This window comes from Pseudomonas sp. 3MAES_34.3B (genome assembly GCF_058145875.1).
In genome coordinates this window covers 2,058,773-2,074,260 of the sequence record NZ_CM176960.1, presented here as the reverse complement: position 1 = coordinate 2,074,260, position 15,488 = coordinate 2,058,773, and the positions used below count along the sequence as shown (strand labels likewise).

15 protein-coding genes are annotated in these 15,488 nt (G+C 63.3%); 1 reads left to right on the top strand and 14 read right to left on the bottom strand.

Annotation, left to right across the window (positions count from 1 at the left end):
• Positions 1-16 precede the first annotated feature (16 nt).
• The 8 genes from AC3Z8Y_RS09190 to AC3Z8Y_RS09155 form a co-directional block, all read right to left on the bottom strand.
• Positions 17-295 carry a YkgJ family cysteine cluster protein gene (locus AC3Z8Y_RS09190; protein ID WP_490089403.1) on the bottom strand — a complete coding sequence of 93 codons (279 nt, stop codon included), beginning with the start codon at positions 293-295 and terminating at the stop codon, positions 17-19.
• Between the two features lie 118 nt (positions 296-413).
• A complete protein-coding gene (locus AC3Z8Y_RS09185) occupies positions 414-1,001 on the bottom strand; it encodes a translation initiation factor 2 (protein ID WP_490089402.1) in 588 nt (195 codons plus the stop codon).
• Positions 1,002-1,063: 62 nt separating this feature from the next.
• On the bottom strand, positions 1,064-2,509 hold the full coding sequence (locus AC3Z8Y_RS09180) for an aminotransferase-like domain-containing protein (protein ID WP_181114460.1): 1,446 nt from the start codon (positions 2,507-2,509) through the stop codon (positions 1,064-1,066).
• 123 nt (positions 2,510-2,632) lie between these two features.
• A complete protein-coding gene (locus AC3Z8Y_RS09175) occupies positions 2,633-3,451 on the bottom strand; it encodes an OmpA family protein (RefSeq protein ID WP_490089401.1) in 819 nt (272 codons plus the stop codon).
• Positions 3,448-3,798 (bottom strand): DUF4398 domain-containing protein, encoded by a 351-nt coding sequence (locus AC3Z8Y_RS09170; protein WP_490089400.1) that lies wholly within the window; start codon positions 3,796-3,798, stop codon positions 3,448-3,450. Before AC3Z8Y_RS09170 ends, AC3Z8Y_RS09175 begins: the two co-directional genes overlap by 4 nt.
• A gap of 10 nt (positions 3,799-3,808) precedes the next feature.
• Positions 3,809-4,621, bottom strand: a complete 813-nt coding sequence (locus AC3Z8Y_RS09165; protein ID WP_490089399.1) for a substrate-binding periplasmic protein — start codon at positions 4,619-4,621, stop codon at positions 3,809-3,811.
• 91 nt (positions 4,622-4,712) lie between these two features.
• A complete protein-coding gene (locus AC3Z8Y_RS09160) occupies positions 4,713-5,642 on the bottom strand; it encodes an electron transfer flavoprotein subunit alpha/FixB family protein (protein ID WP_490089398.1) in 930 nt (309 codons plus the stop codon).
• On the bottom strand, positions 5,642-6,391 hold the full coding sequence (locus AC3Z8Y_RS09155; RefSeq protein WP_181114467.1) for an electron transfer flavoprotein subunit beta/FixA family protein: 750 nt from the start codon (positions 6,389-6,391) through the stop codon (positions 5,642-5,644). The genes AC3Z8Y_RS09160 and AC3Z8Y_RS09155 overlap by 1 nt, the downstream gene beginning before the upstream one ends.
• Before the next feature lie 488 nt (positions 6,392-6,879).
• Between AC3Z8Y_RS09155 and AC3Z8Y_RS09150 the strand changes: the two genes are divergently transcribed.
• On the top strand, positions 6,880-8,535 hold the full coding sequence (locus tag AC3Z8Y_RS09150; RefSeq protein ID WP_490089397.1) for an electron transfer flavoprotein-ubiquinone oxidoreductase: 1,656 nt from the start codon (positions 6,880-6,882) through the stop codon (positions 8,533-8,535).
• Between the two features lie 75 nt (positions 8,536-8,610).
• Here the strand turns inward: AC3Z8Y_RS09150 and AC3Z8Y_RS09145 are convergent, their stop codons facing one another.
• From AC3Z8Y_RS09145 to AC3Z8Y_RS09120, 6 genes are read right to left on the bottom strand one after another with little or no spacing between them, the layout of a single operon-like run.
• Entirely contained in the window at positions 8,611-10,344 is a 1,734-nt protein-coding gene (locus AC3Z8Y_RS09145; protein WP_490089396.1) for a S8 family peptidase, read from the bottom strand.
• 56 nt (positions 10,345-10,400) lie between these two features.
• Positions 10,401-11,177, bottom strand: coding sequence for an IclR family transcriptional regulator (locus AC3Z8Y_RS09140; RefSeq protein WP_490089395.1), 777 nt, complete (start codon positions 11,175-11,177; stop codon positions 10,401-10,403).
• A 60-nt stretch (positions 11,178-11,237) separates the two neighbouring features.
• Positions 11,238-12,560, bottom strand: coding sequence for an MFS transporter (locus AC3Z8Y_RS09135; protein WP_490089394.1), 1,323 nt, complete (start codon positions 12,558-12,560; stop codon positions 11,238-11,240).
• Positions 12,561-12,620: 60 nt separating this feature from the next.
• Entirely contained in the window at positions 12,621-13,769 is a 1,149-nt protein-coding gene (gene dgoD, locus AC3Z8Y_RS09130; protein ID WP_181114476.1) for a galactonate dehydratase, read from the bottom strand.
• A 41-nt stretch (positions 13,770-13,810) separates the two neighbouring features.
• Positions 13,811-14,431 (bottom strand): 2-dehydro-3-deoxy-6-phosphogalactonate aldolase, encoded by a 621-nt coding sequence (locus AC3Z8Y_RS09125; RefSeq protein ID WP_490089966.1) that lies wholly within the window; start codon positions 14,429-14,431, stop codon positions 13,811-13,813.
• Between the two features lie 19 nt (positions 14,432-14,450).
• Positions 14,451-15,392 carry a 2-dehydro-3-deoxygalactonokinase gene (locus AC3Z8Y_RS09120; RefSeq protein WP_490089393.1) on the bottom strand — a complete coding sequence of 314 codons (942 nt, stop codon included), beginning with the start codon at positions 15,390-15,392 and terminating at the stop codon, positions 14,451-14,453.
• Between the last annotated feature and the right edge of the window lie 96 nt (positions 15,393-15,488).

Sequence of the window (15,488 nt, the reverse complement as noted above, 5' to 3'; positions counted from 1 at the left end):
AGGTTTTCCTTTTTATTCACGAGATGCTGTTGTGCACCCTCTCACTCCCGGTAGCCCCTTCCAGCCAACTGAGTATCCGCACCGCATCGAGGTTCGACGTACCGCAAAAAGCCTCGTCAGCCTGGAACGCGCCACATACCGCCGGCCGCTCCGGGTGGCCGAAAATCTTGCACAGGTTATCCGGCCCAAGTTGCACGCAGCGTTCACCCGCAGGTTTGCCATTGGGCATACCTGGAATCGAGGAAGAAATGGACGGCGCGATACAACACGCACCACAACCCATACGGCACAACATGACGGAGCTACTCCAGAACGAGAATAATGGGATGGCGCCCCTTGATAGTAACCGCGCAAACAGGTGTTTGAAACCTCTGTTCGACGTACTGGGCCAAGCCCAGGGCCAGCGCGTAGCGCTATTGCTTGAACTTGAAGTCCAGCGCGGCGCCGTCGACCTCCCGGCGGCTCTCATTTCGCAGTTGCAGGTCCATTTCATTGGTAAGCAGGCGACCGTTGAGCTGGAACGGCTCCGCCCCGTCCTTCGAAGTGAACAGCGAGGGCAGCAAGGGTTTGCCCTCGGTGCTGGGCGCGGCGGCCACCGGCTTGTCCGCCTCGGCTTTGCCTGGCGGCTGGAGCTGGTTGACCATGTCTTTCGGCAAGCTCAGGTCCAGCTTGGCCGGTGGGATATCCGAGGCGATCACATCCGCCGATTTGCGAGCCTTGGACTTGGTAGCCACTGCCTTCGATGGCTTGCCCTTTGCCGCTGCCCCGGGCTTGGATGTGGCCTTGGCTTGCGGCTTGGCGGGCGGCTGTTTCGAAGGCTTGGCCTTGACGGCGGGCGTGGCAGGTAGCGAGGACGTCACCGGGGCCGGCGCGCCCAGGGTGAATTGCTCGGGCGCGGCCGCCACAACAGGCACCGCGATCAGCGGCGTGGCTAACACAGTCAGCAAGCAGAGCAGAGGCTTGAGGCAGTTCATTTCAGGCAGGCCACCACGGTCGGACACCCCCTATGCTCGCCCTCGCCAGCTGCGATGGCAAGAGGCGAACCGCTTGCAGTTCCGACCGCTCAGTACCATGCGCTGTTCCCCGTTTCTTCGCACAATTGCGTGGCCAGCACGCCAAGCGTCATGAGGGCCCGCTCCGCCTCGCGATCCCAGGGGATGCCGCAGTTCAGGCGGATACAGTGGTTGAATTGCTCCGTGTTACTGAAGATAAGCCCAGGCGCAATGCTGATCCCCTGATCCAGGGCGCGAACGTGCAACTCCTGCGTGTTCACCCGCCCCGGCAAGCTTACCCAGAGGATGAAGCCTCCGATCGGCCGCGTCATCTGAGTGCCTACGGGAAAGTGTTGTTGAACCGCGAGCTGGTAGGCCGTGAGGTTCTTGCGGTACTCCTGCCTGATGTGGCGCAAATGCCGATCGTAACCGCCGTTCTCCAGATAACTTGCGATAGCCATCTGGGTCACGCTGCATGCCGAGTGCGTGCTGAAGGTCTGCAACCGCTGAATCTCAGCCTGGTGCTTACCGGCGATCATCCAGCCAATGCGCACGCCTGGAGAGAGCGTTTTGGAAAAGCTTGAACAGTAGATCACGTGACCATGGCGATCATAGGCCTTCAACGCCTTGTGCCGCCCTTGGTCGAACATGAGCTCGCCGTGGATATCATCTTCGATGATCTGGATATTGAATTCAGCGGCCAGGCGCAGCAGCTGTTTCTGCCGCTCTTCCGGCACCACGCCGCCCAAGGGGTTGCTCAAGCGGGAGGTCATCATCAGCGCCTTGATCGACCACTGGTTCGCTGCCAGTTGCAAGGCCTCCAGGCTGATCCCGGCGGTGGGGTCGCTGGGGATCTCGATCACCTTCAAGCCCAGCAGGTCGGCCAGTTGCAGCAGGCCGTAATAGGTAGGTGATTCTGCGGCAATCAGGTCCCCCGGCCGGGTGAGCGTGCGCAGGGCCATTTGCAGGGCATCCACGCAGCCATGGGTAATCACCAGTTCGGAAGGGTCCACCACCACGCCCGCATCGCGCATGCGGATGGCGATCTGCCTCCGCAGGGGTTCGTAGCCAGGGCTGAACATGTAGCTGAACGCCCGGGGGCTCTGGAAGCGGGTGACCTTGGCGATCTGCTGGTGCAGCGCCCGTACGGGCAGGTATTCCACATGGGGCACAGCGGCGCCAAGGGCGAACACGCCGTCGCGCCGGGACTCATCCAGCACCTGTTGGATGATACTGCTGCGAGTGACGAGCCCTGGCCGCTCCACCCGCGCAATGTCCGGGGTGGGCGCCGTAAGCGCTGGGGTCTGGTGCACGTAATAGCCCGATTGAGGGCGGGCACGGATCAGCCCTTGATCCTCGAGGTTGGCGTAAGCCTGCAACACTGTGGCGTGGCTGACATTGAGCTGGGCGCTCATTTTGCGGACCGAAGGCACGCGTTCGCCGGGCTGGTACACACCCTTGCGGATGTCCTCGGCCAACTGTTGGGCAATACGCTGATACAGCAACAGGTTCGTCATCGGCGCTGGCTTTCCACCGGGTATAGGAACAGTTGCGAACTGTACGGGGACAGTTGCGCTGGAGAGCCAAAGGATAACGCCAGTGGCCCCTCAGTACGAGAGGCGCTGGCGTTGGAGAACAGATTACTGGCGTTTCTCACCCAGCGCGCCCGCACGATCGGAGATCACGATCTCTACGCGGCGGTTGAGCGCCCTACCCCGCTCGGTGGCGTTGGCTTCGACCGGATACTGGTCGCCGTAACCTTGCACGTCGATGCGCCGCTCCTCGACACCGAGGTCCACCAGCATGTCCGCCACTGCCTGGGCCCTATCCCTGGACAGCTTGAGGTTGTCTTCCGCCGCGCCGGTGCTGTCGGTATAGCCCTCGATGCGGATGACCCGGCGAGGGTTCATTTGCAGGAACTGCACGAGCTTGAGCAGGGTGCGGTTAGCTGAAGGCTTGAGGTCGGCCTCGCCGGTATCGAACAGCACATCGCCCAGGGTGAGCACCAGGCCGCGATCGGCATCAGTGGTGGTCAACGCCAGCAGTTGATCTTCCAGCCACTGGCCTTGGCGCTGCACGCTGAGCAACTTGGACTCGCGCAAGGCAAGCTGCAGGCGCTCACGCTCCAGGCCCTGGCGTTGCAGTTGATCAAGGTTGGCCGCGGCTTCGCTGTGCGCCAGGGCGATATCTGTGTAACGCATGCTGAGGTAGGCATAGTGGCGTACGTCGTCGCTGGCGCCCCAGTAACCGGACAACCGCTCGGCCCGAGCCAGAGATTCTCCTGCACGGATAACATCTTTGGGCGCGTGGCTCAGCACCTCGGTGTTGTCCCGCACGCCCTGGAAGCGCGCTGACGCTTGAGACACCGCTTCATCGGCGGCGTGGTTGGCGCAACCGGCAAGGCCCAACGCCAACCAGGCGCCGATCATCGGGCGCCATGCGTGACGACCCCGGCTCATTGCACATCTCCCAGTTGCTTGTGCAGGCGCTGGACGCGCGCGTTCATCTGGGCCAATTGCTCGCGGCTTTTGCGGGTGAGCTCGTCAGCCTCCGCCAGGCGTGCATCGAGCTCGGATTGTTCCAGGGCCATGCGGGCTGCCTTGTTGTTGTGGTCAGCCAGGTCTGCCCTGGCCTGCGCTGCCTTTTTCAGCGCATCAGCCAGCGGCGCGGTGTTATCCATGGCGCCAACGGCGCGGGCCTGTTCGATCGCTTGCTCGGTGAGGCGCAGCTGTTCATCAGGTACAGGGTCGGTGGCGCAGCCGGCGAGCGCCAGCAGCGCCCCGGCGATGATCAATCGTTTGTTCACACAGCGTTTCCTATGGTTTGACCGCCCCGGACAACGCCTGCTGCTGCTGTTTCCAGCGCTCGGCGTTACGTTGCAGGATCGGCTGGATCCCGCCGGAGGCGGCCAATTCTGTCATCTTTTTCGCCAGCTGTCCGCGCAGCCAACCATCGTTGCAGGCAGAGTCCTGAGCAATGGCCAGATAAATTCCCGGACGGTCCACAGCCACCTCGCTGGCCACCACGCGGCCATCCAGCCCGAGCGCAGCGACCGCAGCCGCGCCGGCATAACGTGGGGCGATGGCGTAGTCCGCCTTGCCCTGCGCCAGCGACTCAAGGGTGTGGGTAAGGTTTTCGGCAGGCTGCAGCGTAAGGTGTTCGGCAGCGAACGCGGCGAACGCAGGTGTTGGCCGAGCCTTGGCGGACATTACCCCGCGGTGGCCGGGCAGGTCCGCAAGGGTCGAGTAAGTGATTGTCGAGCCCTGGCGGCTCCATATCTGGTAATCGTTGAAGGCCAATGCGGGATGAACGTAGTCCAGATGCTCAAGGTCGGCCTCGGTCAGCACGGCGTCGGCGAGGATATCCATACGGCCGCTGCGCACTTCTTCCAGGGCCTGGGAGCGGCGGCCGGCATACAGCACGTCGATTTTCACGCCCAACTGCGCGGCGGCGCTGGCCAGCACGTCCACGCTCGCACCGATCAGCTTGCGTGGGTCCGCCGGATCGCGCCAGGCATAGGGCGGAGCGTCGGGGCTGGCGGTGGCCACCAGCCGCTCGCAGCTTCCAGCGCCCAGGCACAGGGATGGGAGCGCAGCCACGAAGGCCAGCCAATACGGCGCAATTCGCATGATGGGTTCAGGCCCTGTCTGCTTTGGAGGGGCCGAGGATATAAAAAAACCCGGGCGATTGCCCGGGTTCGTTTGCTGCGACTCGCAGCGATCACACCAGCTTTTCGAATTCCGGGATGATCTCGAACAGGTCACCGACCAGGCCATAATCGGCGACCTGGAAGATCGGAGCTTCTTCGTCCTTGTTGATCGCGACGATCACCTTGGAGTCCTTCATGCCCGCCAGGTGCTGGATCGCGCCGGAGATACCGACAGCGATGTACAGCTGTGGAGCGACGATCTTGCCGGTTTGACCCACCTGCATATCGTTAGGCACGAAGCCTGCGTCCACTGCGGCGCGGGACGCGCCCACGGCCGCGCCGAGCTTGTCGGCCAGGGCGTACAGGTGTTTGAAGTTGTCACCGTTCTGCATGCCACGGCCACCGGACACCACGATCTTGGCGGCAGTGAGCTCAGGGCGGTCCGACTTGGCCAGCTCTTCGCCAACGAAGGCCGACAGGCCCGCGTCCTTCACGTCGCTGACCGCTTCCACGGCAGCCGAACCGCCCTGGGCGGCAACGGGGTCGAAGCCGGTGGTACGCACGGTGATCACCTTCACCGCCGCGCTCGATTGCACGGTGGCAATGGCGTTGCCAGCGTAGATCGGGCGCTTGAAGGTGTCGGCGCTTTCAACCGAGATGATTTCGGAGATCTGATCCACGTCCAGTTGAGCGGCCACACGCGGCAGGAAGTTCTTGCCGTTGGTGGTAGCCGGGGCCAGCACGTGGCTGTAGCCGGACGCCAGGCCCACGATCAGCGGAGCCACGTTCTCGGGCAACTGATGCGCATAGGCAGCGTTGTCGGCGACCAGCACCTTGGCCACGCCAGCCACTTTCGAGGCGGCTTCGGCCACGGCACTCACGCCCTGCCCGGCCACCAGCAGGTGTACATCACCGCCGATCTTCTGAGCCGCGGCGACGGTGTTCAGGGTAGCGCCAGCCAGTGCGCCGTTTTCGTGTTCAGCGATAACCAGGATAGCCATCAGATTACCTTCGCCTCGTTCTTCAGTTTTTCGACCAGTTCGGCGACCGACTTGACCTTCACACCGGCGCTGCGCGTGGCAGGCGCTTCAACCTTCACGGTTTTGTTGGTGGAAGCAGTGGAAACACCGAGCGCTTCTGGCGTGAAGGTTTCCAGAGGCTTCTTCTTGGCCTTCATGATGTTGGGCAGCGACGCATAGCGCGGTTCGTTCAGGCGCAGGTCGGTGGTGACGATAGCAGGCAGGTTCAGCGCAACCGTCTGCAGGCCACCGTCGATTTCACGGGTGACGTTCAGCTTGTCGCCGGCCAGTTCGACCTTGGACGCAAAGGTACCCTGAGCGTAACCGGTGAGCGCAGCCAGCATCTGGCCGGTCTGGTTGTTGTCGCTGTCGATGGCCTGCTTGCCGAGGATCACCAGCTGTGGCTGCTCCTTGTCGACGACGGCCTTGAGGGCCTTGGCGATGGCCAGGGAGCCCAGCTCCTCGGCGGTGTCTACCAGCACGGCGCGGTCAGCGCCCAATGCCAGCGCGGTGCGCAGTTGTTCCTGGGCAGTGGCAGGCCCGACCGTGACCACGACCACCTCGGTAGCCACGCCCTTTTCCTTCAGGCGAACCGCTTCTTCCACGGCGATCTCGCAGAAGGGGTTCATCGACATCTTGACGTTGGCAAGATCGACCCCGGAGTTGTCCGCCTTGACGCGAACCTTGACGTTGTAATCGACCACTCGTTTGACAGCTACAAGAACCTTCATGGATTCCTCGTTACTCTCCGGTGAATAAAATGTCGCAGGGCGGGCCTTGCGATCGCTCATGGCACGGCGCGCGAACCCCCGTGCGGCGACAGCGCTGAGCGCGTATCGACCAGCAGCGTAGCAGGTTGCGAGGCCGTGTTCGCCCGCCCCGAAGCCTTGGGCCCGGAAGCCGCCACACGGCGCGAAACCAGCTGTCACAAGCGACAGCCGGCCTGAAACCGCCCGTATCTTGACCGTATAGGAATACCCGGTCAATACGCGGAACCGGCCGGTCACGCTGCTGCATGCAGCGAGTTTACTGGCCTGTCGGGAATTCAAACAAACGTTTGATTTGGACCGGTCGCATGGTGTAGATATAATGCGCCGTCCGCGAAGAAGGGCCCCAACCGCCCCGTGCCGACGCAACCGCATCACCGCTACAGGCGTGGCCTGCGCGCCAACCGCCCTTATTAGAAAAAACCGTACCCGCCTGTGTTAGGAGAGAACCTGTGGAACGCGAATACATGGAATTCGACGTGGTCATCGTCGGGGCTGGCCCCGCGGGCCTGTCCGCTGCCTGCCGTATCAAGCAGAAGGCCGCCGAAGCCGGTAAGGAGATCAGCGTCTGCGTGGTCGAGAAAGGCTCCGAAGTGGGTGCTCACATTCTCTCCGGCGCGGTGTTCGAACCTCGCGCACTCAACGAGCTGTTCCCCAACTGGCAGGAGCTGGGCGCCCCGCTCAACACCCCGGTCAAGCGGGACGACATCTATCTGCTGAATGATGCTCAACGCGCCCGGAAAATCCCCGACGCCTTCGTGCCTAAAACGATGCACAACGAAGGCAACTACATCATCTCCCTGGGCAACCTGTGCCGCTGGCTCGCCCAGCAGGCCGAAAACCTTGGCGTAGAGGTGTATCCGGGCTTCGCCGCCCAGGAAGCGCTGATCGACGAGCAAGGTGTGGTGCGCGGCATTCTCACCGGTGACATGGGCGTGGACCGTGAAGGCCACCCCAAGGACGGCATGTACACCCCCGGCATGGAGTTGCGCGGCAAGTACACGCTGTTCGCCGAGGGTTGCCGGGGCCACATCGGCAAGCAGCTGATCAAGCGCTTCAACCTGGACGCGGACGTCGACCCCCAGCACTACGCCATCGGCCTGAAGGAAATCTGGGACATCGACCCGTCTCGCCACGAGCAGGGCCTGGTGGTGCACACCGCTGGCTGGCCATTGGACGACGCCAACCCGGGCGGCTCGTTCCTTTATCACCTGGAAAACAACCAGGTGGTGGTGGGGCTGATCGTGGACCTCTCGTACAGCAACCCGTTCCTGTCACCGTTCGATGAGTTCCAGCGCTACAAGCACCACCCGGTGGTCAAGCAGTACCTGGAAGGCGGCAAGCGCGTGTCCTATGGTGCCCGCGCTATCGCCAAGGGCGGTTTCAACTCGTTGCCCAAGATGGTATTCCCCGGCGGCGCGTTGATCGGCTGCGACCTGGGCACACTGAACTTCGCCAAGATCAAAGGCAGCCATACGGCAATGAAGTCCGGCATGCTCGCGGCCGACGCGGCGGTCGAGCGCCTGCTGGCCGACAGCGAAGGCGGCGATGTGCTCTCGGCCTACCCCGAAAGCTTCAAGGCCAGCTGGGTGTACGACGAGCTGTTCCGCAGCCGCAACTTCGGCGCCGCGATCCACAAGTGGGGGGCGGTCAAGGGTGGTGCGTTCAACTTCATCGACCAGAACATCTTCGGCGGCAAGATCCCCTTCACCCTGCGGGACAAGACGCCGGACTACGCCACCCTCAAGCTGGCGGCGGACTCCACGCGGATCGAGTACCCCAAGCCGGATGGCAAGCTGAGCTTCGACAAACTGAGTTCGGTGTTCCTCTCGGGTACCAACCATGAGGAGGAGCAGCCGTGCCACCTCAAGCTTAAGGACCCGAGCATTCCGATCGCGAAGAACCTGCCGCTGTACGATGAGCCGGCCCAGCGTTATTGCCCGGCAGGGGTGTACGAGGTGATCACCAAGGAAGACGGCGAAAAACGCTTCCAGATCAACGCGCAGAACTGCGTGCACTGCAAAACCTGCGACATCAAGGACCCCGCCCAGAACATCACCTGGGTGGCACCTGAAGGGTCGGGCGGGCCTACCTACCCGAATATGTAACGTCCATTGCGGGCCATTCGGGTGACATCTCCCCGCCGCTTCCCACAGGGGTAGAGGACCTGGAAACATGCTTCGCTACCTTCGGCGATCCAGGCTTTGCACCGTCAGGTCCAGCGCCTTTTGCATGTCCAGCCGCGCCGAACGGCCGATGTCGGGGTGGTTGAGGTCGAAGTTGCGCTCCGAGGGGATGATCGGCGCGGTGAGGTCCTCACCGTCTGCAGGCTCGAAATCATCATCCCCGCCGATTGGCAGCGAGCTGCGCCGAAGCAGGATGCGCAGCTGCGCCGGGGTGAGGCGTGGGTTGATCGACAGCATGGCCGCCGCGATGCCGGTGACCATCGGCGTGGCGAAGGAAGTGCCGCAGTGCACGCTACCCTCCCCGTCCGCGCCTGGGTCTACCCCATGGGTACAGGCGGCGGCGGAGATATCCACGCGCAGGTCCAGGTTGGACGATGCCCGGCGCACGGCATAATCGGGGCTGGTCACTGGCAGGTCAGGCTGCTCGCTGCGTTCATGCCCGCCTACTACCAGCAACTGATCGGTCACGAAAGACGACGGCAGCCGGTATTCATCCTGGCCTGCGAAGGACGCGCCATTGCCCGCCGAGTTGATCACCACCACATCCGGGTGTTTGGCTTTCAGCCAGCGGAAGAACTCTTCGAGCAGCTCCTCGTAACCCGCCATCGCTACGCCCGAGCGAACCTGGGTGTCGATGTCGCCACCTTGCACCTTTTGCGCGCCGATCCGGTGGAGCCCCCAGCTCCAGTTAAGAATGCGCGCGCCGTCTTCTACCAGGTTCACAGACGCGGCAACATTGGCAGTGATGCCGGCATCCGAATCGCGTTCCACAATCACTTCGAAACCCTTGCTCACCCCCTCAAGCCCGCGAAGGAAGCCCGTATTGCCACCTTTCTGCCAATGGGCAAGCAACACCCCCGCCACGGTCGAGCCATGGGCTTGGGGGCTTTGCGCATCGCGGGCATACAGGCAGGTGCGTGGCAGCTCGCAAGGGCCGAGGTATTCGGCAAAGTCCGGCGAGTCGAAGTCGACATTGCGTTCGATCACTCCAATACGCACCGGCGCCGCTTCTACAGGCGCACCCCTCGCAGCCACCCGGCGACGGTAGTAGTTCACCGCGTCGGCGAAGCGGTTGGCCGCCCATTCGTCATGGGCCTCCTTGCTCGCAGGCACTTCCCGCTCTGCTTCCTCGGCCGAGGACTCCTCGATCACCACCCCGTCCACGCTGACCTCATGACCAAGCCGGAGGATCAATGCATCGCGTTCCGTAAGGTTTTTCACCGGAAGGCGCAGCTGCCAGGTATTGAGTGCGGGAATGGCGCCAACGATAGAAGCGCCATACTTTTGAGACAGCAGCCGAACCTGATCGAGGCCGTTATAACGCTCCTCGATGATCACGCTGACCAGGTTGAGGTAAGTACTCAACCCCTCGGGATTGGTGGCCATTTCGTTGGGCTTGGCCGCCACCACGTGATTGCCGGCCATGCTCAGCCACACGCTGTTGCTGCTGCGCCCATCCTGCTCGAGGCGCAACGGGCCACTGGTGTCTTTGCCGGTATCGAAGGTGATGCGCAAGCGGTCGCCGTCGCGCTCGCTGGGTTTCGCTACGCCATTTAGCCAAGCCTGTACCGGGCCGCTGGCCAGGCCGCTGGCCTTGAGGCAAAACACCTGGCGCCGGGTGTCGAGCAGGTCACCGCAGCGCTCCAGCTGCTGCAACCGTAGTGGGTCTTCTGCCCGGGCGCCTGCGGCCACCCCGCACAGCACAAGAAAAAGCAGCCAGCGTCGTTCCATGAGGGGCCTTCTTTTCGGGCATTTTGCTGGTGTGACTGCCGGCCGCGCCGCTTGGTTCAGCCGCCCAGTTCGCGGCTCAAGGCCAAGGCCGTGGCTTTTACTGTTGGGGTAAGCGACTCCATGCGCTCCAGCGACATGTAAGGCACTGTGCTGGCCACGCTGATTGCGGCCACGATCTGCCGGCTGGCGTCACGCACCGGCGCGGCCACGCAGCGGATCGACGGCTCGTTGTCTTCCAGATCGAACGCGTAGTGGCCGTTGACATAAGCCAGCATCCGGGCGTGGAAGGCTTCCCAGCCAGGTTCTTCGCGGTCAGCCCATACCGCGGCTGCCGGGGGCTGATTATCAAACAACCGCCGCCACTCGTTTTCGGGGCTGTCCAGCAACAGCGCCTTGCCGATGCCGGTGCGGGTCAACGGCATGCGCTGGCCCACCCGGGAGCGCATTTCAGGGCCGTTGCGCCCAGGGTTCTTGTGCAGGTACAGCACTTGGTCGCCATCGCGCACGGCCAGGTGCACGGTGTCACCGGTGCTGGCGGACAATTCGTCCAGCAAGGGTGCCGCCAGCACGGCCAAGGGCAATTCATCGCGGGCCTGGAAGCCCAGCTCGATCAACCGGGGGCCAAGGCGGTAGCCATTGTTGGCCGTGAGACGCAAGTAACGCTCTTCCACCAGCGCGCTCACCAGCCGGTGAGTGGTGCTACGGGTGGTGCCCAAATGCGCGGCAATACCCTTGAGGTCCCGGGCACCGGCAGCCACCGCCTGTATCACCGCCAGACCGCGCAACAATGTTTGAGTACCTGCGGGGGCGGCGCTCGGCGTGTCAGTTGGCATCGTCAGTCACCCTGGTTATCAGAAAAACGGTGAGCATTATCCGGCTCTGGTCTTCCTCCGTCACCTGTCGCCGATCTCGATCCGCTCTACCTTACCCACCAGCACCACATAGCACAGCGCACCGACCAGCGCGGTACCGGCAACATAGGTGATAGCCGGGGCAAAGGAGTCACCCGTGGCGAGGAACCCGATGACAATAGGGGTGACGATGGCGGACAGGTTACCGATGAAGTTGAACGTGCCGCCGGTAAGCCCGAGCAGCCGCGCCGGCGCCAGCGTGGACACCAGCGACCAGGTGATGGAGGCTAACCCGTTGCCGAAGAACGCCAGGGCCAGGCAACCAATTACCAACGGCGTGGAATCGAACCAGTTGGCACCGATGATGCTGGTGGAAATCAGCAGCCCACCGATGATCGGCAACTTGCGCGCCAGGCCCACGCTGGCACCGCGGCGGATCAGCCAGTCGGAGAACAGGCCGGAACATAGTACCCCCACGAAGGCGGCCAGAAACGGCAAGGACGCCAGCAGCCCCGACTTGATGAAGTCCATCCCGCGGTACTTCACCAGGTAAGTCGGGAACCAGGTGAGGAAGAACCACAGCGTGGAATTGAGGCAGAACTGCCCGATGTAGATGCCCCACAGCTTGCGCTGGGTGAGCACGATTTTAAGGTCGTTAAGGTCGATGCCTTTGGCTTTGGGCTTGCGGGCGATGTCCACCAGCCCGCCGCCTTCCTGGATCAACGCAATCTCGGCCTCGTTGGCACCACGAAATGCACGCGGCTCGCGGTACAGCGCATACCACACCGCGGCCCACACCACCCCCACCAGGCCGGTGATCACGAACACCATGTGCCAGCCATACGCCTGTTGCAGCCAGGCCAACACGGGGGTAAGAAACGCCAGCCCCACAAATTGCCCCGAGGTATAGAAGCCGATGGCGGTCGCTCGCTCGCGCTCCGGGAACCAGGTGGTGACCACCCGGCTGTTGATCGGGTACGCCGGTGCTTCCAGCGCACCCACGGCCATGCGCAGCACGAACAGCGCCACAAAGCTGCCCACGAACCCCAGCGCCACCGTGGCCACCGACCACAGCACCAGCGCCACGCTGTACAGAATACGCGGCGGCACCCGGTCGACCAGCCAGCCGCCGGGGATTTGCATGGCGGCATAGGTCCAGCCGAACGCCGAGAACACCAACCCTACGTGGGCCGGGTCCAACCCCAGCTCGGTGGTAAGGGCGGGGGCAGCGATCGAGAGGTTGGAGCGGTCCAGGTAATTGATCACCACGGTGATAAACAGCAGCACCATGATGAAAAACCGTTTACGGCTTGGCGTAGCCAGCGCCGTGCGCGCCGCGGCCGGGGTTGCGGTGTGGGTTTGCATGGGTCGGGTCTCTTGTCTTTATGTCCCTGATCGGTCACGGCGCGCTCGGCGCCGCGCCTGTTACCACTCGGCGAAGCTGCCGTCGGCGTGTCGCCAGATCGGGTTGCGCCAGCGGTGGCCGATGGCGGCGCGCTCACGCACGTACTCTTCGTTGATCTCGATCCCCAGGCCCGGGCCGTTCGGGATTTTCACGTAGCCGTTGTCGTAATCGAATACCTCCGGCTGGCGGATGTAGTCGAGCAGGTCGTTGCTTTCGTTGTAATGGATGCCCAGGCTTTGCTCCTGGATGAAAGCGTTGTAGCAGGCCGCGTCCAGTTGCAGGCACGCCGCCAGCGCGATCGGGCCCAAGGGGCAATGCAGCGCCAGCGCCACGTCATAGGCTTCGGCCATGGCGGCGATCTTGCGGGTTTCGGTAATGCCGCCGGCGTGGGAAGCGTCCGGCTGGATGATGTCCACATAGCCCTCGCTGAGCACGCGTTTGAAGTCCCAGCGCGAGAACAATCGCTCGCCCAGGGCAATCGGCGTGCTGGTGAGCGGTGCCAGTTCCTTGAGCGCTTCGTAGTTTTCGCTCAGTACAGGCTCTTCGATAAACATCAGCTTGTACGGGTCCAGCTCTTTCATCAGTACCTTGGCCATGGGCTTGTGCACCCGGCCGTGGAAGTCCACGCCGATACCCACGTTCGGCCCTACCGCGTCACGCACCGCGGCCACGCTGGCCAGGCAGCGATCGACCTTGTCGAAGCTGTCCACGAACTGCATTTCCTCGGTGCCGTTCATCTTCACTGCGGTAAAGCCGCGCTCCACCGCTTCTTTCGCCGCCTTGGCGGTTTCGGCCGGGCGATCGCCACCGATCCACGAATACACGCGAATGCGCTCGCGCACCTGGCCACCCAGCAGGTCACTGACCGACACGCCAAGTGCCTTGCCCTTGATGTCCCACAGGGCCTGGTCGATACCGGCCAGGGCGCTCATGTGAATCGCGCCGCCCCGGTAGAAGCCACCGCGATAAAGCACTTGCCAGTGGTCTTCGATGTTGCGCGGGTCCTTGCCGATCAGATAGTCGGCCAGCTCCTCCACGGCCGCGGCCACGGTATGGGCACGGCCTTCGACGACCGGCTCGCCCCAGCCACAAATGCCTTCATCGGTTTCGATCTTCAGGAAGCACCACCGCGGCGGAACGATAAAGGTGCTCAAACGGGTAATTTTCATCGCTTGTCTCTTTTGTCGATGGAAGTTGAATACGGCCCGGTTCAGCGGGCCTGCTGCCAGCCCTGCATGTAGGCATCGGCCCGTGCGCGCACTTGCGCGGCGCTCAGGCCAGGCTTGAACAGCCCCGAGCCCAACCCGAAACCGGCAACCCCGGCGTCCAGGAACGGCCCCATATTGGTAGGCGTGATGCCGCCGACCGGCACCAGCGGCGTGCCCTTGGGCAGCACCGCCAGCAGCGCTTTCACAACCGCAGGCGTAAGGGCTTCGGCGGGGAACAGCTTGAGCGCGTCGGCACCCTCCTCCAGCGCGGCAAACGCCTCGGTGGGCGTGACCACGCCGGGCGCCAGTTGCAGCCCGGCGGCCTTGGCGGCGCGAAGCACCTTGACATCGCTGTGAGGCATCACGATCAGCTCGCCGCCTGCGTCCTTTACTTCGAGCACGTTACGCTCGGTAAGCACCGTGCCAGCGCCAATCAGGCAATCGGCCGGCAAGCCATCGCGCAGCGTGCGAATGCTGCGCAGGGGGTCGGGGGAATTGAGTGGCACCTCGATCACCCGCAAGCCGCTGGCATAGAGTTGCTGGCCGATCTCCAGCACCTCTTCAGGCCGCACGCCCCGCAGGATCGCAATCAGGCCGCTGGCGGCCATGGCATCTTTGAGCAACATGGAAAGCTCCTTAAGGTCAGGGATGAACCAGGCCAGCCGCCACGGCCAGCAACCACAAGCCACGCTCGGTGGCCTGGGCGGCGGTATGCACATCAGCCAGGCCAGCGGCGCTCAACGCACGCTCGTAGCGCTGGCACAGCGGGCCATTGCCTATCAGTACAATGCGAGGCGCGCCTTGGCCGGAGGCAGAGGTGGCGGTAAGGCTGGCGATTTCATGGCCGATCATCAGGCCAGAGACGTAGTCGGGTTGGTCAGTAGGTGCCAAGGCGCCAGTGAGGCTTAGCGTACGGGCGCTGAACAACGTAGCCAGAGGGCCCAGCGCACCGTCGCCGCTCAAGGCTACCGCTACGCCACGGTCGAACGCTTCGGCACGGAAGCTCTCCGGGCGTTGCTGGGTGCGGCCAAGGATGGTGTGCGCGCACACGGCAGCATAGATCTCGCCGGTCATGAAAGTGTCGAAGTGGCGGATGCAGCCTTCCTCGCTTCGCACCCACTTGCTGTGGGTGCCGGGCAGGCCAATCAGCAAGGGTTGGGTCCAAGAGTGCGTATCAAGGCTATCGAGCAGGCCGAACACCTGGGTTTCCTCGCCGCGCATCACGTTGGGCAGGCGGCCGTTCTGCAGCACGCCCGGGATGATATGCAAGGTGTGGCCGTCAGTGAGCGGCACACTGAGCAGGCTGCGCGCAACCTCGGCCGCGCCCGCCGGTGCAGGGCAATAAGGCGCTTCACGCCAGCCCTGGGCGCTACCGATCATGCCGCAGGCAATCAGCGGCAGGCCAGGCTCGTCGGCCCGCCAGTCGCCACAGGCCTCATCCAGCGCCTGGTCGAAGCGCTGCTCCGCTACCTGCATGATCCCCAGCGCCAGTTCGCGCGTTTCCAGTACCTGGCCATTATCGCCAAGGCGGTAGGCCCGCAATGAAGAAGTGCCCCAGTCCAGCCCGATCAGTCGTGCCTGCATCGCCTCACCTGTTGTTGTTGTGTGAGCGGTTAGAGGGCCTGACTATAACGCCGTTCCACGAGATATCTCAATATGTAAATGTACATCCCATATTGT